20 protein-coding genes and 3 tRNA genes are annotated in these 22,930 nt (G+C 30.9%); 9 read left to right on the top strand and 14 right to left on the bottom strand.

Going from position 1 to position 22,930, the window contains the following annotated elements; all coding sequences use genetic code 11:
- Positions 1-251: 251 nt before the first annotated feature.
- The 5 genes from dnaG to KV700_RS08515 all read right to left on the bottom strand — a co-directional run bounded on the left by dnaG (position 252) and on the right by KV700_RS08515 (position 6,474).
- Complete coding sequence (dnaG, locus tag KV700_RS08495) at positions 252-2,270, bottom strand: DNA primase (RefSeq protein ID WP_166384373.1); 2,019 nt, start codon at positions 2,268-2,270, stop codon at positions 252-254.
- A 225-nt stretch (positions 2,271-2,495) separates the two neighbouring features.
- Positions 2,496-3,734, bottom strand: coding sequence for an ATP-dependent Clp protease ATP-binding subunit ClpX (gene clpX / locus KV700_RS08500; protein ID WP_166384371.1), 1,239 nt, complete (start codon positions 3,732-3,734; stop codon positions 2,496-2,498).
- A 109-nt stretch (positions 3,735-3,843) separates the two neighbouring features.
- A complete protein-coding gene (gene clpP / locus KV700_RS08505; protein ID WP_165733763.1) occupies positions 3,844-4,506 on the bottom strand; it encodes an ATP-dependent Clp endopeptidase proteolytic subunit ClpP in 663 nt (220 codons plus the stop codon).
- 193 nt (positions 4,507-4,699) lie between these two features.
- Positions 4,700-6,022 carry a trigger factor gene (locus KV700_RS08510; protein WP_218599767.1) on the bottom strand — a complete coding sequence of 441 codons (1,323 nt, stop codon included), beginning with the start codon at positions 6,020-6,022 and terminating at the stop codon, positions 4,700-4,702.
- 92 nt (positions 6,023-6,114) lie between these two features.
- Entirely contained in the window at positions 6,115-6,474 is a 360-nt protein-coding gene (locus KV700_RS08515; RefSeq protein WP_068449469.1) for a phage holin family protein, read from the bottom strand.
- 605 nt (positions 6,475-7,079) lie between these two features.
- On the opposite strand from KV700_RS08515, the gene KV700_RS08520 reads away from it, so the two are divergent.
- From KV700_RS08520 to KV700_RS08535, 4 genes are read left to right on the top strand one after another with little or no spacing between them, the layout of a single operon-like run.
- Complete coding sequence (locus KV700_RS08520) at positions 7,080-7,523, top strand: GNAT family N-acetyltransferase (RefSeq protein ID WP_166384367.1); 444 nt, start codon at positions 7,080-7,082, stop codon at positions 7,521-7,523.
- 47 nt (positions 7,524-7,570) lie between these two features.
- Entirely contained in the window at positions 7,571-8,377 is an 807-nt protein-coding gene (gene proC / locus KV700_RS08525) for a pyrroline-5-carboxylate reductase (RefSeq protein ID WP_166384365.1), read from the top strand.
- Position 8,378: 1 nt separating this feature from the next.
- A complete protein-coding gene (gene proB / locus KV700_RS08530; RefSeq protein WP_166384363.1) occupies positions 8,379-9,149 on the top strand; it encodes a glutamate 5-kinase in 771 nt (256 codons plus the stop codon).
- Between the two features lie 10 nt (positions 9,150-9,159).
- Entirely contained in the window at positions 9,160-10,359 is a 1,200-nt protein-coding gene (locus KV700_RS08535) for a glutamate-5-semialdehyde dehydrogenase (protein WP_218599768.1), read from the top strand.
- A gap of 384 nt (positions 10,360-10,743) precedes the next feature.
- Here the strand turns inward: KV700_RS08535 and KV700_RS08540 are convergent, their stop codons facing one another.
- From KV700_RS08540 to KV700_RS08550, 3 genes are all read right to left on the bottom strand, one after another.
- Complete coding sequence (locus KV700_RS08540; RefSeq protein ID WP_166384359.1) at positions 10,744-12,549, bottom strand: lysophospholipid acyltransferase family protein; 1,806 nt, start codon at positions 12,547-12,549, stop codon at positions 10,744-10,746.
- A 178-nt stretch (positions 12,550-12,727) separates the two neighbouring features.
- Entirely contained in the window at positions 12,728-13,981 is a 1,254-nt protein-coding gene (locus KV700_RS08545; protein ID WP_166384357.1) for an aspartate kinase, read from the bottom strand.
- 1 nt (position 13,982) lies between these two features.
- Positions 13,983-14,462: a GNAT family N-acetyltransferase gene (locus tag KV700_RS08550; protein WP_218599769.1), complete on the bottom strand. Its 480-nt coding sequence runs from the start codon at positions 14,460-14,462 to the stop codon at positions 13,983-13,985.
- Positions 14,463-14,636: 174 nt separating this feature from the next.
- Between KV700_RS08550 and fbp the strand changes: the two genes are divergently transcribed.
- From fbp to KV700_RS08575, 5 genes are all read left to right on the top strand, one after another.
- A complete protein-coding gene (gene fbp, locus KV700_RS08555; protein WP_166384353.1) occupies positions 14,637-15,647 on the top strand; it encodes a class 1 fructose-bisphosphatase in 1,011 nt (336 codons plus the stop codon).
- Between the two features lie 113 nt (positions 15,648-15,760).
- The gene (locus KV700_RS08560) at positions 15,761-16,369 is read left to right on the top strand and encodes a superoxide dismutase (RefSeq protein WP_166384351.1); all 609 of its coding nucleotides are present in this window, start codon (positions 15,761-15,763) and stop codon (positions 16,367-16,369) included.
- Positions 16,370-16,895: 526 nt separating this feature from the next.
- A tRNA-Gly gene (locus KV700_RS08565) sits at positions 16,896-16,967 on the top strand.
- A 15-nt stretch (positions 16,968-16,982) separates the two neighbouring features.
- Positions 16,983-17,068 (top strand) — tRNA-Leu (locus tag KV700_RS08570).
- Positions 17,069-17,405: 337 nt separating this feature from the next.
- Positions 17,406-17,491 (top strand) — tRNA-Leu (locus KV700_RS08575).
- A 241-nt stretch (positions 17,492-17,732) separates the two neighbouring features.
- Here the strand turns inward: KV700_RS08575 and KV700_RS08580 are convergent.
- Genes KV700_RS08580 through KV700_RS08605 form a run of 6 tightly spaced genes read right to left on the bottom strand, consistent with a single transcriptional unit; the run spans position 17,733 to position 22,810 of the window.
- Positions 17,733-18,590 (bottom strand): pseudouridine synthase, encoded by an 858-nt coding sequence (locus KV700_RS08580; protein ID WP_166384349.1) that lies wholly within the window; start codon positions 18,588-18,590, stop codon positions 17,733-17,735.
- 36 nt (positions 18,591-18,626) lie between these two features.
- Positions 18,627-19,544 (bottom strand): geranylgeranylglycerol-phosphate geranylgeranyltransferase, encoded by a 918-nt coding sequence (locus KV700_RS08585; protein WP_218599770.1) that lies wholly within the window; start codon positions 19,542-19,544, stop codon positions 18,627-18,629.
- Positions 19,545-19,548: 4 nt separating this feature from the next.
- Positions 19,549-20,475: a mevalonate kinase gene (locus tag KV700_RS08590; protein ID WP_166384345.1), complete on the bottom strand. Its 927-nt coding sequence runs from the start codon at positions 20,473-20,475 to the stop codon at positions 19,549-19,551.
- A gap of 54 nt (positions 20,476-20,529) precedes the next feature.
- Positions 20,530-20,925, bottom strand: coding sequence for a toxin-antitoxin system YwqK family antitoxin (locus tag KV700_RS08595; protein WP_218599771.1), 396 nt, complete (start codon positions 20,923-20,925; stop codon positions 20,530-20,532).
- Between the two features lie 24 nt (positions 20,926-20,949).
- A complete protein-coding gene (locus tag KV700_RS08600) occupies positions 20,950-22,059 on the bottom strand; it encodes a diphosphomevalonate/mevalonate 3,5-bisphosphate decarboxylase family protein (protein ID WP_218599772.1) in 1,110 nt (369 codons plus the stop codon).
- A 28-nt stretch (positions 22,060-22,087) separates the two neighbouring features.
- A complete protein-coding gene (locus KV700_RS08605; protein WP_218599773.1) occupies positions 22,088-22,810 on the bottom strand; it encodes a LytTR family DNA-binding domain-containing protein in 723 nt (240 codons plus the stop codon).
- Positions 22,811-22,930: the final 120 nt, after the last annotated feature.

Genomic DNA, 22,930 nt, shown 5'->3' on the forward strand with positions numbered 1-22,930 from the left:
TTTATTAAGATTTTGAAATTAAAGTAAATTTGCAGCTACCATCGTTTTTTTTATCTTCATATAAGCTTTTTTCTTAGACCCTTTTGAAATTTCAAATGGCAATAGTAGAAATAATTGAATAATTCTTAAAAATTGTAATAATTTTTTCATGATAATGAGGGTTTTCTTTTTGCGAGTGCAATATACAAAAAATCTATATCATTATCAGTTTTCACTATAGGTGTAAACACCCTTTTTACAATTTAATAATATTAAACAACTCTATTTAGCTTTTCAAAAAGCCTCATTTTTAGACTCGTATAATTTCTAATAACCTCTAAATCTATTGGTGCGCCTTGGTTTGATACCGCCTCACTCATCAACTCATCTATCTTCTCTCCTATTAAAACTCGTCTTAAATTATACACCACATCATTCACATCTTTGGCTAAAACCTCTAAAGCTGACTTTACCTCTATATTTTGTCCTTCCCAATTACTTAATTGTCTATTAGGATTTTCTTTTTCCATTAAAATAGAAGTTACAATGGTAGATATCTCTGTGTTTTTATGATTAATTAAACCATCTATATCTAATTTTTCTAACTGATTTAATTGATGAATAATTTCTGTATAAATCTCCTGAAAAAGTACGTTAGAAAACTCAATTTCATCTTCATGCAAATGCACATAAATTTCTGCAGAAACTGTATTTTCATATTTTCTTGTACCTATTTTTTCTCTTCCTGCATCATCTACATTTACAACCTCTTCCGTAAATTCTACTTCTTCATTTCCATAAAGAAGTAAAATTTTAATAATTTCATTTTCTAAAATAGAAAGTTGATCTATTTTCTGATTAGTTACAGCACCTCCCTTAACCAAGCCCATTTTAGTTTGCTCTTTACCACTAGCAAACTCTGGCGGAGTCTCATTTGGGTTTTGCGGTGCATTGTTTTGTTGTCTGGTAAATTTACTCTTTTCTTGTGCCCCTTTTTTTAACAACTGGGCTAACTCACTAAACAATACACGTTCTGAAATGTCCATAATTCTAGAACATTCTTGTACGTAAACTTCTCTCTGAATACCGTCTGGAATTTTAGCGATACTTGTTACAATATCTCTAATTACACCGGCCTTTTTTATAGGATCGTTATTAGAATCTTTTAATAAAAGGGATACTTTAAAGTTGATAAAATCTTGTGCAGAATTTTCTAAATAAGCAGCTAACTCTGCGTTGGAGTTTGCTTTTGCAAAACTATCTGGATCTTCTCCGTCTGGAAACTGAACTACTTTTACGTTCATTCCTTGCTCTAGAATTAAATCGATACCACGAATGGAAGCTCTAATTCCGGCTGCATCACCGTCAAAAAGTACAGTAATATTTTTTGTTAATCTGTTTACTAACCTAATTTGGTCTGGTGTTAAAGCTGTACCAGAAGACGCTACAACATTTTCTACCCCAGATTGATTAAAAGAAATTACATCTGTATAGCCTTCTACCAAAAAACAATTGTCTTGTTTGGCTATTTCTTTTTTAGCTTGGTATAATCCGTATAGAATTTTACTTTTATGATAAATTTCACTTTCAGGAGAATTTAAGTATTTAGCAGCTTTTTTATCGGCCGTTAAAATACGTCCTCCAAAACCTAAAATACGTCCAGACATAGAATGTATCGGAAACATTACACGTCCTTTAAAACGGTCGAATTGCTTGTTTTCTTTAACAATTGTGAGTCCTGTGGATGCTAAGAATTTTAAGTCATACCCTTTTTTTAAAGCGGCATTTGTAAAATTATCCCACTCATCCATACAATATCCTAACTCGAACTTTTTAATGGTTTCATCTGTAAAACCACGTTCTTTAAAATAAGATAATCCTATTGCTTTTCCTTTGTTTGAAGTAAGCATTAGATCATGAAAATAGTCTTTGGCAAAGGTTGAAACCAAATACATACTTTCACGCTCATTCATCTGTGCTTTTTCTTCAGATGATTGCTCTGCTTCTTCTATTTCTATATTGTACTTTTTGGCTAGCCACCTTAATGCTTCTGGATAGGTATAATGTTCATGCTCCATTAAAAAAGAAACTGAGTTCCCTCCTTTTCCTGTAGAAAAATCTTTCCAGATTTGTTTTACTGGAGACACCATAAATGATGGTGATTTCTCGTCTGTAAACGGACTTAAACCTTTAAAGTTACTTCCTGCTTTTTTAAGCACAACAAATTCTCCAATAACCTCTTCTACTCTAGCTGTTTCGAAAATGCGGTCTATGGTACTTCTTAATATCATTGAGTTTTAATTAAAAGGTATACAAATATAATAAGAAGTTTTTTTATAAATATAAAGACCTCACAGGTTTTAAAAACCTGTGAGGTCTGAAATTATATTTTACAAACTTCCTTTTTTAGTTTGCGCTACGCGTTAAGGATTGCGCAATTGTTTGAGCTCTTTTTTGTTTTTCTACAAAAAAAGCGAGTGCAAAAGCCTGACCCTTGTGGTAACGCCCAAAAAAAATTAAGAAGCTGCCTTTAATTTCTTTAAGGTTGAATTTGATAATTTTGCTTCTGCATACGCTTTCGTTACTTTAAGTTCTTTTTCATTAGAACTTGGTAAATCGAACATTGCATCTGTAAAAATCGCCTCACATAAAGAACGCAAACCTCTTGCTCCTAATTTATATTCTACCGCTTTTTCTACAATGTAATTTAATGCTTCTTCGTCTATAGAAAAAGCCACATCATCCATTGTAAATAACTTGGTATACTGTTTTATAATAGCATTTTTTGGCTCTGTTAAAATAGACCTTAATGTTTTAGCATCTAAAGGATTCATGTAGCTTAAAACAGGTAAACGTCCAATAATTTCTGGAATTAAACCAAAAGCTTTTAAATCTGAAGGAATAATGTATTGCAACAAGTTTTCTTCATCTACTTTGTCATCATCTAAAGAAGCTCCAAAACCTACAGCTTGCATATTTAAACGCTTGCTTATATATCTTTCGATTCCTGAAAAAGCACCACCTGCAATAAATAAAATTTCTTTAGTGTCTACTTCTATAAATTTTTGCTCAGGATGTTTTCTTCCTCCTTTTGGCGCAACATTTACAACCGTACCCTCTAATAATTTTAATAGCGCTTGCTGTACTCCTTCTCCAGAAACATCTCTGGTAATAGAAGGATTGTCTCCTTTTCTTGCAATTTTATCGATTTCATCTATAAAAATAATACCTCTTTGCGCTTTTTCTACGTCGTAATCTGCAGCTTGTAATAATTTACTTAAAATACTTTCTACATCTTCACCAACATACCCAGCTTGTGTTAAAACAGTGGCATCTACAATAGCAAAAGGTACGTTTAACATTCTTGCAATTGTTTTTGCTACTAAGGTTTTTCCGGTACCTGTTTCACCTACTAAAACAATGTTAGATTTCTCTATTTCTACATCGTCTTTATCGTCTTTGGTTTGTAATAATCTTTTGTAATGATTATATACAGCCACCGCCATTGCTCTTTTAGTTTCTAATTGACCAATAATATATTGATCTAAGAATTCTTTAATTTCTAAAGGTTTTTTTAGCATTAAATCTTTAGACAAGTCGCCAGATTTTGCTTCAGAAATTTCTTCTTCTACAATTCCGTGCGCTTGTTCTATACATTTATCGCAAATATGAGCATCTATACCTGCTATTAACAAGTCTGTTTCTGCTTTTTTTCGTCCGCAAAACGAACATTCTAAATTTTCTTCTTTCGACATTATATTTCGCTTTTCGCTTTTGGCTATTTGCTTTGGGCATTTAGCTGCATGCTTTAAAAATCTATCTTTTGCAAATGGGTAATTGCAAAAGGCTAATAGCTTAAAAAAATTACTTTTTTCTTGCTAAAACTTCGTCAATCATTCCGTACGCTTTTGCTTCATCTGCCTTCATCCAATAATCTCTATCAGAATCATTATGTACTTTTTCTACTGTTTGACCAGAGTGGTTTGCAATAATATCATACAACTCTCCTTTTAACTTTATAATTTCTCTTGCAGTAATTTCTATATCTGAAGCCTGACCTTGTGCACCACCTAAAGGTTGGTGAATCATTACTCTAGAGTGTGGTAATGCAGAACGTTTACCCGCTGCTCCTGCACACATTAAAACGGCACCCATAGAAGCTGCCATACCAGTACAAATTGTTGCTACATCTGGTTTTATAAACTGCATAGTGTCATAAATACCTAAACCTGCATACACTCCTCCACCAGGAGAATTGATATAAATTGAAATATCTTTATTAGCATCTACACTTTCTAAAAATAACAACTGAGCTTGAATAATATTTGCTACTTGGTCATTAATTCCTGTTCCTAAAAAGATAATTCTATCCATCATTAAACGAGAAAAAACATCCATTTGCGTAATATTCATTTGGCGCTCTTCCATAATATATGGCGTTACACTACTTGTAATTTTACCATAATAGTTGCTGTTAATTCCGTGATGTTTTGTTGCGTATTTTTCGAACTCTTTTCCGTAATCCATTATTCTGATGCTTTTTTAAGTTTAATATTGTAAATATAAGAACTATTTCTTACTATTTTGCTTCGGTTTGCCGCTAAAAAAACCTGAATATAACAATTCAGGTTTTCTATTTTTTTATTGCCAATTAAAGGGGAAAGATATTCTATTTTAAAAAAAACAGATTGCTTCGTTCCTCGCAATGACAAATGAGCTGTTATTTATATACTTCTTTAATAAAGTCTTCGTAAGAAAGCTCTTTAGATTTAAAACTCATGTTCTCTTTGTAAAAAGTTAATAACTTGTTACTAATTAACTGAGATTGTAATTTCTGAGCTTCCTCTTGGTTTTGTAAGATTCTACCAGCAATATCATCCAATTCTTTTTCTTCTGGATTTGTATTACCAAATTGAGCCATTTGCGTACGGATAAATCCTTTTGCATAGTCTACCAATTCTGTATAATCTATTTTAATATCATTATCTTTCATCACTTTTCCTTCGATTAATTGATAACGTAAACCTTTTTCTGATTTTTCAAATTCTGCAGTAGCTTCTTCATCTGTTAAAGGCTTTTCTCCTGCTGTTCTTAACCATTTTTTTAAGAACTCTGCTGGTAAATCAAACTTTGTACTTTCTACTAAATACTCTGTAATAGCATTTAATAATTGTTGATCTCCTTGTTGTTGAAATTGCTTTTCTGCGTCTTCTTTAATTTTTCCTCTTAAATCAGATACAGTAATTACACTTCCATCTGCAAATAATTTCTCAAACAATTCTTTGTCTAAATCTGCTGGGGTTGTTTTTGTAATTTCCTCTACAGTAAAGGTAACTGTTATATCTAAATCGTGAATTACATCATGCTCAACATCTAAAAGGTGTTGTAATCTATGAGCGTCTTCAAACAAGTCTTTAGTTGCTAATTCTATTACATCACCAACTTTAGCTCCCACTAATTTAGCAATATTTGCTTCTCCATTTACATCTTTTACAATGAAAGTAGATTTTTTGTTTATTTCTTTTTCTTCATTTACAAAAGTACCTGTAATATTAGATTCTTCAGTAGCTTCATCTATTGCACTTACGTTTCCGTAACGAGTTTGTATGTTCTTAACTTCTTCGTCAAGTAATTCTTCTGTTGCAACAATATTGTATTGCGTAACTTTATCTTTAGCTTTTAAATCTACCTCAAAAACAGGTGCTAAACCTAGTTCAAATTCAAAAGAAAAAACCTCAGCATCCCAGTTAAAATCTTCTTTCATTCTAGGTAAAGGATTACCTAACATTTCTAATTTCTCTTCTGCTATAAATTTATTTAAAGACTCTTGTAAAAGCTTGTTCACCTCATCCATCATAATAGATTTACCGTACTGCTTTTTAATCATCCCCATTGGTACATGTCCTTTTCTAAAACCAGGAACATCTGCCTTTTTACGGTAATCTGCTAATAAATTTGATACTTTTGCTTGATAATCTTCTGCTACGATATCTACTTTTACAACTGCGTTTAACGCATCAATGTTTTCTTTTGTAATATTCATTTCTTGTTCTTTTATCTTGAAAAATCGAGTGCAAAATTAATAATTTTAATTGATTGCACAAATGTTAAATACTTCTAATTCAGTAATGTTATTTAGTTTTGAATTGTTTTGGTATCCTCTTTTAATAATGAAAATAATGCCGATCTAAAAACAGATAGTAAAACACTGAATAATAGCGCTGCAAAAAATCCGGAAACAGCAAAACCATCTACTAACTTATCTGCCAATAATATAATGCAAGCATTAATTACAAAAATAAATAAGCCAAAAGTGACAATAGTTGCTGGCAATGTAAAGAAGATTAAAAGTGGTCTTACAAACATGTTTAGTAACGATATAACCACTGCAACAATAATAGCCGCAACATACCCTGCTACCGAAATACCTGGTAAAATATTAGCTAAAACAATTACTGCTAAAGCCGTTAATAAAATTTTTAAAAAGGTTTTCATACTGTATATTTTTAAAGATAATTGCTAAAACTGTACCAAATGAAAAAGTCTGCATTTTTGTCATGTTTTGGTTTTGAGTTCGTTTGTTTTGAATCTTAAATACGAATAACTTTTGCAAAATAAGTACGTTAAAACAAGATACAAGTCTATCACTATATCTATTAATACATAAAAACTAGAAAAACTAAAAGAATCACAAGTATTTGTCTGTATCAGTAATATGTTGCTCTACTCTTTCTTCGGATGAATGCATTGCATAAAAACAGTATATATACGACCTACAATAGAGCCTCTACCATTAAGGTTTCTACAACTCTTTTGTGAACATTTTTAATACCTATAAAAATACTAAAACAAGATATTCCCTTATTAAATCTATATAATTTGATAGTGGCATTTGCTTTTTGTACCTTTGCATTATGAAAATAAGGATACACAAACAGCGTAACTTTAGAATATTCAACTTTAATTTTTTAGTGTTTAAAAACCAACCTAAAAAATTCATACCTCCTCACTCTTTTTTTTAAATAAACGCTCCTAGCGTTTCACTTCTTTTTTAGCTTTTCATTTTTTATCGTTTTAGATAAATCAAATCAATAGAAATAATGATGATGATTAAAACTTTTGACGCCTTTACAAGGATGTCCTACATTAATATTAATAAAATTTCAAAATTTTTACACAAGCACTTAGAAGACGACTGTAAAGAGGACAAAAGTGCCATTCGTAAATCACTTTTATATGCCGCCAAAGAAACATCTAACTTAGGTGGCTATGCATTTGTTATAGAAGAAAAAGACAAAATAATTGGCGCAATTGTAGTTAATAAAACAGGCATGAGTGAATATCAATCTGAAAACCTTATTACCTACTTGGCAGTTCATAAAGAATATAGAGAACAAAAAATTGCTACAAAACTAATAAAAGAGGCTACCAACTACTGTAACGGAAATCTTTCTTTAAACATCAATAGAAATAATAATGCCATTGAATTATTTAAGAAAAACGGATTTGAATCAGAGAAAATTCAAATGACATTGTACAAATAATACACAAAATAAAAATCAAAAATAATAGTAACACTTAACACAAAAAAATGAAAATATTAGTAATTGGAGCAGGAAACATGGGGCTAACGTATGCTCAAGGAATGTCTAAATCTAGATTGTTAAAGAAAAAAAACATCATGGTTTTAGATAAATCTGCAGAAAAGCTAGAAGAGCTAAACGGAATATCTCACTTCGATGCATTTGAAGAACTAGGAGACTGTGTGCCAAAAGCAGACATTATCTTTATTGCCGTAAAACCATACCACGCAGAAAACTTATTCAAAGCGTTAAAACCATTTACAAAACCAGGTCAGGTTATTGTATCTATTATGGCCGGTGTTAATATAGAAAACATTAAAAAATATTCTGGATTAAACAAAATAGTAAGAGCAATGCCAAACCTACCCGCGCAAATTGGTAAAGGTTTAACGTCTTACGTAACATCTGAAGAAGTATCTAGGTTAGAAAAATTAACCGTAGAAAGTTTATTAGACACCACTGGTAAATCTATGGAAGTTACCAGCGAAAAATTGATTGATGCTTCTACAGGAATTTCTGGTAGTGGACCTGCGTATGTATTTTACTTTATGCAAAGTATGATGGAGGCTGCCTTAAAAATGGGCTTTTCTAAAAATGATTCTTCTGTTTTGGTTAGTCAGACTTTTACTGGTGCTATCGAGTTGTTTAATCAATCTAACTTATCGCCAAATTCTTGGATGGAAAAAGTAGCTTCTAAAGGTGGTACTACACGTGCTGCGTTAGATTCTATGGAAGATAATAATGTAAATGAATTAATTAAAGACGCCGCTTTTGCTGCTTTTAACAGAGCTGTAGAAATGGGTAAAGAAAATTAAAATGTACAAAGAAAGAATAGTAATTAAAGTAGGTACCAACGTAATGACAAACAGAGATAACAGAATTGTTAGACCTGTTTTAAGACGTTTGGTAAAACAAGTTGCAGAATTATACGAACGTGGTATTATTTGTATTTTAGTTTCTTCTGGATCTGTAATTGCAGGTAAAGAAATTCTAGGAGAATCTAGTATTGAAAATGAAACTCAAAGAAGACAAGTCTATTCTGCTATTGGACAACCAAGAATGATGCGCCATTATTACAATATTTTTAATGATTACGGAATGAAATGTGCTCAGGTTTTACCAACAAAGAGAGATTTTACTCCTGGTGTTCACAGACAGAATATGATAAATTGTTGCGAAGGTTTATTATCTGAAGGTGTAATTCCTATTGCTAATGAAGACGATGCTGTTTCTGTTACCATGTCTATGTTTTCTGACAATGATGAGCTAGCTAGTTTAATTGCACAGTTAATAAATGCGGATAAATTAATTATTCTAACAGATATAGACGGATTGTACACAGGACACCCAGAGGCTGAAAGTAGTAATTTAATTACCAATGTAAACCCTACTGAAGATTTAGACAAATACATAAAAGACAGCAACAAGAAACCTGGTGAAGGTAGAGGCGGAATGGGTTCTAAATTAGATTATGCACAAGAAGCGGCATCAAACAACATACCTACCTATATAGCAAACGGAAAAAGAGATAACACCATTATTGATATTATTGACGGAAAATCTGTTGGTACAAAAGTGGCACTTTAAAATCTACCAAATGAAATTACTAGAAACAACCATTAAAAATAACGTATTAACAAGCATGACCAAAATTCTTGATGAAAATCGAGAAGCATTATTAAAAGCAAATAAAAGAGATTTAGATGCTTTTAATAAAGAAGATCAGGCAATGTTTGACCGCTTGATTTTAAACGATCAAAAAATTGATGGAATGATAAAAGCCATCAATGACGTTAAAGCGCAAGAAGACCCAGTAAATCAAATTATTAGTGATATTACTTTAGAAAACGGATTAAAAGTAACTAATAAAACGGCGCCATTTGGTACCATTATGATTATCTACGAATCGAGACCAGATGTTACCGTAGAAGCTGCTGTTTTAGCCTTTAAATCTAACAATAGAATTTTATTAAAAGGAGGGAAAGAAGCCTTATATAGTAATAAAATATTAGTCGATTTTTGGCACCAAGCATTAACAGAAAATAATCTAAGTGAAGATTATATTAAGTTCTTGCAAATGGACAGAACAGAAACACAAGCATTTTTAAAAAACCCAACAGAACAATTAGATTTAATTGTACCAAGAGGTGGAGAACGCTTAATTAACTTTGTAAAAGAGCATGCAACGTGTGCCGTTTTAATTAGCGGAAGAGGAAATAACTTTATCTATATTGATGAAAGCGCCGACTGGAATAAAACCTTAGCGGTAATTATCAATGCAAAAACAGCTAAAATATCTGCTTGTAATGCGTTAGATAAAATTCTTATCAATAAAAATATAGAAGGTTACGAGGCAAAATTAAAAGACTTACAAGCTGTTTTAAAAGAAAGAAATGTAACTATTTTAGTTGATGAAAGCATTAAAAAAGTATTAACAGATGAGACTTTAATTCCGGATGCTAACGTTTGGAAAGAAGAGTTTTTAGCTTTAAAATGTTGTATTGGTGCCGTAGAAAATCTAGACGAAGCTACCAAAATGATTAACACCTGTTCTGGCGGACATTCTGCAGCTATAATGACAACCAATGATGAAAATGCAGATGATTTTATGCAACAAGTAGATTGTGCTGCTGTTTATAAAAATTCATCTACAAGATTTACAGATGGTGGACAATTAGGTGTTGGTGCAGAATTAGCAATTAGCACAGACAAATTACACCACAGAGGTCCGTTAGGATTAAAGAAATTAGTAACCAATAAGTACTATATTATTGGAGATGGTAATGTGCGTGTGTAAATTTATTTAATGAACGTTCGCTAACGTTTGGGTACCGAGTTTAAACTTGATAATACTCAATTCACGTTAGCGAAAAAACCCAATACGTTTGTTTATCCCTTTTAAGGAAGTCTGATAAAGATAACAAAACACAAACTAACCACCGTAATGCCATTCATCCTGTCGTTGAAACGACAAAACTAGATGAGAAAAGCACCAAATATTATGTTTAGTTACTTCTACCTTTTAAAGGAAACTTGGTCTATAAAAATACAAACATCACTTATGTATAAACAAGCCCGCGTTAGGGATTGTAGTGAAAAGCCCACAGGGAGGAACGACCGAGGACTTGTAACGGAAAGCCCGACCCTTTTGGGTAACGCACTAATAAAAATATCTGGTATTTTATTTATTCTGCAACTCTGTAGCTTTACGCTCTAATTCTGCCTGAAACTCTTCCATAACTGGTTTTACAGTACTATCTGGAATGTCTGAAACTTTAATATACATTAAACCATCTACAGCATTATTAAATTTAGGATCTACATTAAACGCCACTAAGCGTGCATTTTGTTTTACGTATTTTTTAATTAAAACCGGAATTCTTAAAGCTCCAGGTTCTATTTCGTCGATAATTTTATCGAACTTTTGCATGTCTGATTGTGTGGCATCAAATACAAAATCTTTATCGGCGTCTTTTAATTTTACTTTGTATTCTTTCTTCGGATGAATGTATTGCGCTATATACGGATCGTAATAGTGAGATTTCATAAACTCTATCATTAACGATTTTGAGAAATCTGAAAACTGATTGCTTATAGAAACACCGCCCATTAAATATTTATATTCTGGGTAACGCAGCGTAACATGTACAATCCCTTTCCACAATAGAAATAACGGCATTGGCTTTTGTTGGTATTCGCCAATAATGAAAGCCCTACCCATTTCTATGGTATTTTCCATCATTTGAAATAATTCTGGTTCTATTCTAAACAAGGTTTGAATATAGAAGCCATTAATACCATATTTTTTGTAAATCTCTTTTCCAAGACCCATTCTATAAGCGCCTGCCAAACAGTTTGCATCATTGTCCCAGAGCAATAAATGGTGGTAATATTTGTCGAATTTATCTACATCAATTTCTTTATTGGTTCCTTCACCAACAGCTCTAAAAGTGATTTCTCGTAACCTACCAATTTCATGTAATAAATTAGGAATCTCTTTTGCACTAGCAAAAAACACTTCGTAATTCTTACTTTCTAACAGCCTACCATCTCCTTCTCTTAAAGCATCTACTTCTTTAATAAATAAATCTGTATTTCTTTGAGACGTTATTTTTTTTGCTGCTTTTTTAATTTTTATATTCTGAGTAGAAAGTAACTTATGGGCTTTCTCAAACGGATTTGCCAACATATATGTTTTCTTTCTAATAAATTCTGAAAACGCAGAAAGCTCCTTATATTCATCTTGGTCATTAACCGAAATTGGTTTCCCTATTCTTACTTTGACTACTCTACCTCCTCTAGATATTACTTCTGAAGGTAATTTTGCAGTTCTTAAAGTATCTGATATTTTTGATAGAAAATAGAATAAACGACTGTTTTTTGCATGAAAATAAATAGGAATAACAGGTACATTTGCCTTTTTAATAAACCTTACCGCACCTTCTTCCCAAGGTTTATCTACATTTAACTTTCCATCTTTATAAGTAGATACTTCTCCTGCAGGAAAAATACCCAAAGGTTTTCCTTCTCTTAAATGTAATAATGCATTTTTAATACCAGCTACACTAGATTTAGCATCCTTTCTTGATTCAAAAGGATTTACAGGCATTACATAAGGCTTTAAGGGCTCAACTCTGTGTAGTAAAAAATTGGCTATAATTTTGTAATCTGCTCTTTTTTCTATGAGTAGTTTTAGTAATAAAACACCATCTATACCGCCTAAAGGATGGTTAGATACCGTAATAAAAGGCCCCTCTTTTGGAATTCTTTTTAAATCTTCTTCCGGAATTTCAAATTTGATATTGCAATCATCTAAAATACTATTTAAAAAATTTAAATCTTTTTTATTTTTATTTTTCTCGTAGATTCTATTGATTGCAGATATACGAAGTATCCTTAATAGAATCCACCCAATAAAAGTTCCAAAAAAACCAAACTTCTGTAAACCAATTACTTGTGCAATTTCTTTAGCTGTTACTAATGCCATATATTATAATTAGACGAACTGCAAACTTACTAAAAAAAAATATTGAATTACTATTTAGTTACTAAAACAGATTAAAGACACCAATTTTACATATATCAAAGACTCTTTAGCTATTAAAAACTTAAGATTCTTTATTGTTGAAAACGGATAAAATTAGTGTCCTTTTTATATTCTGAAGTTACTTTGTTACTAAAACAATTTGTATAGTTTCTTTATTTACTTGTGTTAGTAAAGGAGTTCCTTTAGCTTCAATACTTGCCACAGCTTTATCATCAAAATGACGCACAGTAAACAGGTCTACACCCTTCTGAACATCAATTTTAAACTGCGTTTTTAACTCATTGTAAAATTCATCAAACTTATTAAATTTATTATCGATACAAACAGAAAAACTAATGGCTGAGTTTTGAATTAAATTTACTTTTAATTGATAATCATGTAATTTTTGAAAGATATAACTGATATTATTTTCTACCATAAAAGAAAAATCTAACGCAGAAATAGATACCAAAATCTGATCTTTTTTAACTATAAAACAAGGTATAAAAGGTTCTAACATTTTTCCTAAAGAAACTCTAGTACCTGTTTCTTTAGGGTTGATAAAAGAACGCACCAATAACGGAATGTCTTTTCTTTCTAAAGGTTGCAATGTTTTTGGGTGAATAACAGAAGCTCCGTAAAAAGCCATTTCTATTGCTTCTTCATAAGAAATTTGCTCTAATAAAGTAGTGTCTGTAAATACTCTTGGATCTGCATTTAAAACCCCAGGAACGTCTTTCCATATAGTCACATTTTCTGCATCTAAACAATATGCAAAAATACCTGCCGTATAATCTGACCCTTCTCTACCTAAAGTAGTGGTATTTTCTGTATCATTTGCTGCAATAAAACCTTGGGTAATATTTAATTTAGATGCATCTAATTTTTTACTGATTAGTTCTTGCGTTAAATTCCAATCTACTTTTGCATCTCTATAGTTACTATCTGTTTTTATGTAGTTTCTAACATCGAACCAGTTATTTTCTACACCAATTTTGGTTAAATACGCACTTACTATTTTGGTTGATAAAAGCTCTCCAAAACAGATAATTTGATCATATACATAATTATATCTCTGTGAAGTATTTCTTGCTAAAAACCAACTTAATTCTCCTAAAAGAATATCTATTTCTTTATAAATTTCATCGTCCTTATCAAACAAATCATTCATTAAATTTTTGTGGAAGTCTTCTATAACACCTAAGCTTTCAGACAACTTATCTGTCTTATTATAATAAGCATCTATAACCTCTTCAAAAGCATTTGTTATTTTACCCATGGCAGAAATTACAACTACAGTACTTTCTGTTCCTTCGCTTTGTAAAATTTGTGTTACATTTTTTACACTTGCTGCATCTTTTACAGACGCTCCTCCAAATTTAAAAATCTTCATTTTAATTATTTTGAATAAATTTTAATAAGTTTTCTTTGTCCATTTGTACTACCGACCAATCGTTTAAATACGTTGCTCCTGTACTTTTATAAAATTCTACTGCATTGGTATTCCAATCAATTACTTCCCACGCAACTCTTTTAAAGTTATGATCATGAGCATATTTTAAAACAGCAGTATACAAAGCTTTTCCTGCTCCTATTTTCTGTTTACTTTTAGTAACTATTAAATCTTCTAAATGAATTGTTCTTCCTTTCCAGGTAGAAAAACGCTCGTAAAACAAAGCAATACCAATAATTTTATTTTCTTGCTCTGCAACAAAAACCTTAAACTTAGGATTCTTAGAAAAACCATCTTTTATTAAATCTTCTACTGTAATTTCTACAGCATCTGGTTCTTTCTCAAAAACTGCTAATTCTGTAATTAAATCTAATACAGATTGCATGTCTTTTTCCTCTCCTAATCTTACAATAAAATCCATCTTTTTATAAATTTTAGTCAAAGATAGTTATTTACATATCTACCAAAAATATTTGAAGATTTTAGACAATTATTTTTGAATTGTTTAAATTTCTAAAGCAAATTAAACAACGAAAACGTTGTAGTAACTTTAAAAAAAATAGATATTTGTTGAAATAATTACACAACTCTAAAAATGACAGGAAAAAAACAAACTTTAGGTGAATTTATTATAGAACATCAACATGCTTTTAAATATAGTTCTGGAGAGCTTTCTAGCCTTCTAAACTCTATAAGATTAGCTGCAAAAGTGGTAAATCACGAAGTTAATAAAGCTGGTTTAGTAGACATTATTGGTGCCGCTGGAGACACGAATATTCAAGGAGAAGATCAACAAAAATTAGATGTATATGCTAACGATAAGTTTATACAGACTTTAACAAGAAGAAATATTGTTTGTGGTATTGCTAGTGAAGAAGAAGATAGTTTTATTTCCATTAATAGTAATGATGAAAATCATCAGAATAAATATGTTGTTTTAATTGATCCTTTAGATGGTTCTTCTAATATTGATGTAAATGTATCTGTAGGAACTATTTTTTCTATTTATAGACGTATTACACCAACAGGTACTCCTGTAGAATTAAAAGATTTTTTACAGAAAGGAAGCGCACAAGTTGCTGCGGGTTATGTAGTTTACGGAACCTCTACGATGATTGTTTATACAACCGGAGATGGTGTTAATGGATTTACTTTAAACCCTGCAATTGGTACTTTTTACTTGTCTCACCCAAACATGAAATTCCCAGAAGACGGAACGATGTACTCTGTAAACGAAGGAAATTACTTAGACTTTCCTTTAGGTGTAAAAAAATATATTAAATATTGCCAAGAGGAAGAAGGAAACAGACCTTATACCAGCAGATATATTGGTTCTTTGGTTTCTGATTTTCATAGAAACATGATAAAAGGTGGTATTTATATGTATCCAAAAGGTTCTAGAAACCCGAACGGAAAATTACGTTTACTTTATGAATGCAATCCAATGGCTTTTATAGCAGAACAAGCTAACGGAAAATCTTCTGATGGATATACAAGAACTATGGATGTGGAGCCTACTGAGCTACATCAAAGAGTTCCTTTTATTTGTGGAAGCAAAAATATGGTAAATCAGCTGGAAGAATTTATGCAAATACACGGAGAATAAATCTTATTTATACCTTAATAAATTATCAGACCATAAATTACTTGTAAAACCATCCATTTATTGTTAATTTTACAATCGTAAATAATATACTAACTTTTTTAAAATATAAAAAAATGGCTTTTCAATTACCGGAATTAGGATACGCTTACGATGCGTTAGAACCAAATATTGATGCAAAAACTATGGAAATTCACCATAGTAAACATCATCAAGGATATACAAACAATTTAAACAATGCAATTGCAGGTACTGACTTAGAAGGAAAATCTATTGAAGATATTCTTACTAATTTAGATATGAGCAATGGAGCTGTTAGAAATAATGGTGGTGGTTTTTACAATCATTCTTTATTCTGGACAGTTTTAAACCCAAATGATAGAGGATATTTATCTGGTGAATTAAAAGATGCTATTGAAGCAGCTTTTGGTACTAAAGATGATTTTATTGCAGCTTTTTCTAAAGCAGCAGCTACTCAATTTGGTTCTGGTTGGGCTTGGTTATGTGTTTTACCAGGAGGTAAAGTAGAAATTTGTTCTACGCCAAACCAAGATAATCCATTAATGCCAGGTGTAACTTGTGGAGGAACTCCAATCTTAGGATTAGATGTTTGGGAACATGCTTACTACTTAAACTACCAAAACAGAAGACCAGATTATATCAATGCATTTTTTGATGTAATTAACTGGAATGAAGTTGAAAAACGTTACGCAACAGCAAAGTAAGCAACGAAGTTGCTTTAAGTATCTTACTTAAATTTTAAGTAGGTTTACTTTTATTATAATAAAAAGCATCCTAAATTTAGGATGCTTTTTTCATTTACAAAAAGCCTGTTTTCTTTCTAAAGTTACTTATTATTCACATTTTCTTAAAAATAGCTCTTACTTGTATTGAACTCTAACTTTAGATTACAACTAGTAAAAACACCTTTAACCATTCCATTTCTTAAAAAAAACTGATTACAACCCTACTATATATTAGCTCCACTAGAAGCCTCTATCCATAAAATTACAATACAACTTACCTTAACTATTTAAGCTCTATATTATTCTAAGTTAAAAACTAGAATTTGTTAGCTCTACCAGTCTCTATAGTCAAAAAAAAGTTACTCGTTTTAATAACAAAATAACCAAGGTTAAAAAAAGTAAAAAAAACCAAATAAAAACTTGTCAGAATAATAAAAGATATTATATTTGCACCGCTCTTAGGAATAAGGGTAATTAAAAAGAAAGTTCTTTTGAAATTTTGACTGCGAAAGTAGCTCAGGGGTAGAGCATCACCTTGCCAAGGTGGGGGTCGCGGGTTCAAATCCCGTCTTTCGCTCTATTCAATTACCATGCTGAAGTGGTGGAATTGGTAGACACGCTGGACTTAAAATCCAGTGGTCAGTAATGGCCGTGCGGGTTCAAGTCCCGCCTTCAGTACAATAACCGTTGTTAATCTTATGATTTTCAACGGTTTTTTGCTTTTACAAACTTAGGCGCTCGCCCACCTTCTTTAATTATAACCTTTATTTATTATTTAACTTTAAATAACAATAGCGCTATATTTAAGAAAAAAAATATTTAAACAATAGATCTTTAATACTTTACAGAAAATAATAAAAATAATTAATTATTTTTCCATTTAAATATTGCGTACTACTAATAAAGATACTATATTTGCACTCCTTAGAAATAAGGACAACTATAAAAAGTTCTTTTAAAATAAAAAAAGTAAATTTTGATTCAATTTAATCATTTACTTTAGATAAAATACCATGCTGAAGTGGTGGAATTGGTAGACACGCTGGACTTAAAATCCAGTGGTCAGTAATGGCCGTGCGGGTTCAAGTCCCGCCTTCAGTACAATAACCGTTGTTAATCTTATGATTTTCAACGGTTTTTTGCTTTTACAAACTTTCCGCCCCAGCTCCCTTCACCCTTTGATTATTATACCTGAATATTGTTTCGTAAAAGTTTATAGTGTAAACAGACACCTTAACAACCTAAACCTAATTAAAGGACACAGATTAACTATCTATAAACATAATACAACATGATTATATGGTAAAAAAAAATCCAGCTAAAAGCTGGATTTTTAATTATTCTATTTCATTATTTGAAGATTGGTAACCTCTAAATTAGTTAACTCTCTCCATCTACCTCTCGGTAAGTTTCGTTTTGTTAATTCAGCAAAAACAACTCTATCTAGTTTACTTACCTTATAACCTACGTGTTCAAAGATCTTACGGACAATTCTATTTCTACCAGAATGTATTTCAATACCAATTTCCGATTTTGGTTGCCCATCTACATAAGAAACAGCATCAATAAATACTTTTCTACCTTCAATAATAACTTCTCCTCGTAGTTTCTCTAAATCTTTTAACTCTAATTTTCTATCTAGAGAAGCGTGATATAGTTTACGAACATTGTGTTTTGGATGCGTTAATTTCTTAGCTAAATCACCATCATTTGTAAACAACAACAAACCAGTTGTGTTTCTATCTAATCTACCAACAGGGTAAATTCTCTCTTTTGATGCATTTGCTATCAATTCCATTACTGTTTTCCTACCTCTATCATCATCCATTGTGGTAATGTAGTTTTTAGGTTTATTCAGTAAAATATATTTTTTTTGTTCTGGTGTAATAGAAGTTCCATCAAAACGAACAATATCGTCTGGCTGAACTTTATACCCCATTTCTGTTACCAGCTTTCCATTTACTTCTACACTACCATGCTCTATATAAGTATCTGCCTCTCTACGAGAACATACACCAGAATTTGCTATGTATTTGTTTAAACGGATTCCTGAGGCATCATTATTAGCCTTTGGAGCTTCTTTAATTTTGGTAAAAGTTTTCTTCGGAGCCTTTCTTGCTACAGGTTTGCTCTTTCTACTTAAAGGAGTACTTTTTTTACCTTCTTGTCGTCCTCTCGACGAGTTTTTATTTGAATTCATTACTTAAAAATTTTTGCAAAAATACACAAAAAAACCTTAATTCAATCGGTCTATTACTTTTTCTACAATTAGTTCAGGCTTTATAAACATTAAAGAGAAAACTCCTATTAAAAGTAAGATTTTCAAAACATTATGCATTAATATATAATGTTTCGTTTCGGAAGAATTCCATAAATAAAAGCCTAGAAAAACAAGAACAAATAAAGCAAAGTAAAAATAATATCTCATGTAGCTTAAAGCAGGATAACTAAACAAAGCTACAATAGGAAATAGTGTTAAAATTAATAAGAATATTGATAATTGTTTTGTTCTTACTTCTCCATAAAATACAGGAAATGTCTCATAATTATTTACTATTGCCCCTTTCATACTTTGTAAATCCTTTAGCAATTCCCTTACCATAAGTACTAAAAACAAGAAAATTGCATGTACAAAAATGATTTTAGAAAAGTTCTGAAAATACACAAACACGGCAAAGAAGGGAAGTATGGTAAGCACAGTGGCAGAAACTAAACCTGTAAAAGGATACTTTTTTAGCTTGTGAGAATAAAACCAAATAGCAAAAATATAAATAGCAAAAAACAACGCTGCTTTAACAGATATTAGGCAACCAAAAATAAAACCTAAAAAATTTAAAGTAAAATAAAGCTTTAATTTAGTAGACTGCTTTACATAATTATCTAAACCCGCTTTTAAAGGACGGTTAATGCGGTCTACCTTTGCATCATAAAAATTATTAATAATATAACCAGACGCCACAACACATACACTTGCGAGTACAATGTATAACAAGTCAACATCAAAAATAATATTTCTAAGGGATTTTTTAGGCGAAAAAACAAAAATAGCTGCTAAGTATTGTGCTAAAACTAAAACAAGAATATTATAACCCCTGATAACAGAAACCAAGCTTAAAAGTTTAAAAATAGATTTTTTGACTTTAAAACTAAGCATACATTTAGAATCTATAAACCAGTTCTAACTTATAATCTTTAAGGCTATTTTGAGCTTTTTCATAATCTTCCGTAAAACCTAAAATGTAACCACCACCACCAGAACCACAAAGTTTCAGGTAATAATCATTCGTTTTAATTCCGTTTTCCCAAACTTTATGAAAAGCATCCGGAATCATCGGTTTAAAATTCTTTAAAACAATTTTAGATAAAGATTTTACATTCCCAAACAATGATTTTACGTTTCCTCCTAAAAAATCTTCAATACACGCATCTGTTGTTGTTGCAAATTCTTCACTTATCATTTTTCTAAAACCTTCGTTTTTCATCTTATTCATAAAGATGTTCACCATAGGCTCTGTTTCTCCTATTTGCTCAGAATCTAATAAGAAAACAGCTCCTTTTCCTTGTTTTTGAGAAGGAATACCTGCTGGCTCTATATTATCTTTAGAGTTGATTAAAATAGGCAAGCTTAGGTAACTATTTAAAGGATCTAAACCAGAACTTTTACCATGAAAAAAAGATTCCATTAAAGAAAAGATCTGTTTTAACTTTAACAACTTTTCTCTTGTTAAGTTTTCTAAAACCGTTATTTTATCTTCTGCATATTTATCATAAATAGAAGCTACTAAAGCACCAGAACTACCAACTCCATAACCCTGTGGTATAGAAGAATCAAAGTACATTCCGTTAGCTATATCAGCTTTTAAATCTTTTAAATTAAAAGAAACTAAATCTGTTTTTAAAGCAGATAAATGATTGCAAAGACGTTCTAAATTTTCATTTGAGACCTTACGATTTCCAGATAAATTTGATGACGTTTTTAACGCTCCTCTATAGGCATTAAACGGAATTGCTAAACCTTTAGAATCTTTAATGATTCCATATTCTCCGAAGAGTAAGATTTTAGCATAAAATAATGGTCCTTTCATTTTTCTTTTTTATAGTGTTGCAAAAATACGAATTAATAAATTAACAAAACCTTATTAAAAATTCTTGTAAAAAGTTTTCCAGACACCAACTTTTTCCCCTTTAGTATATTTTCCTTTTTCTTGATTCTTACCGTTTTTATAATACGTTTTCCAGACACCTTCCTCTAAACCTTCTACATAGATTCCGGATGTTCTTAATTCTCCAGATTCATAAAACTCAGAAAAAGCTCCATCATACTTCCCTTTAGAATATCCTATTTTTCTAAAAACCTTACCACTTTTATAAAAATAAATTACTTCTTTAGCATTACTAGAATTTACTGTATAATAAACAGATTTCGCTTGGTTTGTTTCTTTTAACTGACCATTTAACCAAGTGGTTTTTTGTGCGGAAATAGATACTGTAAAAAGAAAAATTATTATGGATACTAACTTTATAAAAGCATTCATTTAAATAGTTTTAATTCTGATAAATTACATTTTATTAGCGCCAAGTCCAACAGAATCATAAATATAGTGATTTTTCTGACAGTATATAGAAAGTACATTTTCTATAAAATGATTTACTTTTTCTTTTTCATTCTCCGGATACAAAACGTGCACATTTGCACCTGCATCTAATGTGAAACAGATATTACTATCATTTTCGTTTCTGTACTCCCAAATTTTATTGATAATCTCTAAGGTATTTGGTTTCATCAAAATAAAATATGGATTGCTAGTCATCATCATTGCGTGCAATGTTAACGCTTCACTTTCTACTAAATTAACAAATGCTTTGATATCTCCGTTTTGAAGAATTTCTGACATTTTACCTAAATTATCATTGGCTTGTGTAAAACGACTTTCTGCATACGGATGCTCATGCATTAAATTATGACCAACGGTACTAGAAACTTGTTTTTCTCCTTTATCCACTAATAAAATTGCGTCTTGATAATTCTCGAAAACTGAATGTAATTTATAAGGAAATTGCACACCATATAAATCTGAACTACCTGCTATTTCTGGGTGATTTCCCCAAACAACCATTGGGCCTTCTATACTTCTACTGGCACTTCCAGATCCTAAACGTGCTAAAAAAGAAGCTTTTTTATTAATTTCTTCTGCTGATAAATCAGGATTTAACTCAGACTCTAAACTCATTAAGCACATTGCAATGGCACTTAATCCGCTTGCAGAAGATGCGATTCCGCTAGAATGCGGAAAAGAATTCTCTGAATTAATCGTCATTTTATAATCAAAAATATACGGACAATATTCTTGTATTCTTGTAAAGAATTCTGCAATTTTTGGTTTGAATGCATCTTTTTGTTTTCCTTCAAAAAATAAATCGAAATCTACCTTCTTGTCAATCTGAACTTGTTTCAGATTCTCATCAGAATTACGCTTTTTCTCAAAATCAATGGTAGTAATGGTATGACAATTGTTTAACGTAAAACTAATAGAAGCATTTTTTGGAATTTGCGGATTGCTCTTTCCCCAATATTTTACCAATGCAATATTACTTGGTGTTTGCCAGGTAAAACTTGCTTTTTCTACTGAATTGTTATTTGATTTCGAAATAAATTGTGCTGTATCCAAACGTCTTGATTTTGCACCAAAGATAAAACTATTTCAAAGAATTTTCAGTTAACTTTTTAAGTACATTTTCTTTGTAGGTTCTACTAATAGGAATGGCTTTTTTCTCAATTTCAACCAACTCATTAGTGTACGAGTCTGTTTTGTTTAAATTAATGATATAAGACCTATGAATTCGAAAAAATTGATGCGAAGGTAATTTTACTTCTAAATTAGAAATGGTTTCTCTCGTTACTAAAACCTTGTCTTTTATATAAATCTTAATATAATCCGATAAGCTTTCTACATATAAAATTTCATCAAAAATAACCTTCACCATTTTACGATCTGATCTTACGAAAATATAGTCATTTTTAACAACACTTTCTGTAACCTCAACCGAAGGTTTTATAGTAATTTTAGTTTCAAAAAACTTATTTACTGCTTGTAAAAATCGATCGAATGCAATTGGTTTTAATAAATAATCTACCGCTTGCAAATCGAAACCGTCCACCGCATATTCTCTATATGCCGTTGTAAATATGATCTTAGATTTTTTGTTGATGGATTTTGCCAAAGACAAACCAGAAACATCTGGCATATTAATGTCTAAAAAGAATAAATCTATATTATGTGAATTAGAAACATCAAAAGCTTCCATAGCATTTTTACAGCTTTTTACTAAAGTTAAATTCGGAATTTTAGCTACAAAAGTTTCTAGAATTTTTCTAGCAACGGGCTCATCATCAACAATAACACAATTAATTTGATTCATTTTTTAACTATTTATTTTTAGATTAGAAAGCATAAGGTTTCTCGTCATTCGTTCCTCTTTCTGTCGGAATGACAAACTGTTTGAAAAAACCTTCAAAACTTGTCACTTCGAAGCATTGAG

Source organism: Polaribacter sp. NJDZ03 (assembly GCF_019263805.1).
Classification (GTDB): Bacteria; Bacteroidota; Bacteroidia; order Flavobacteriales; family Flavobacteriaceae; genus Polaribacter.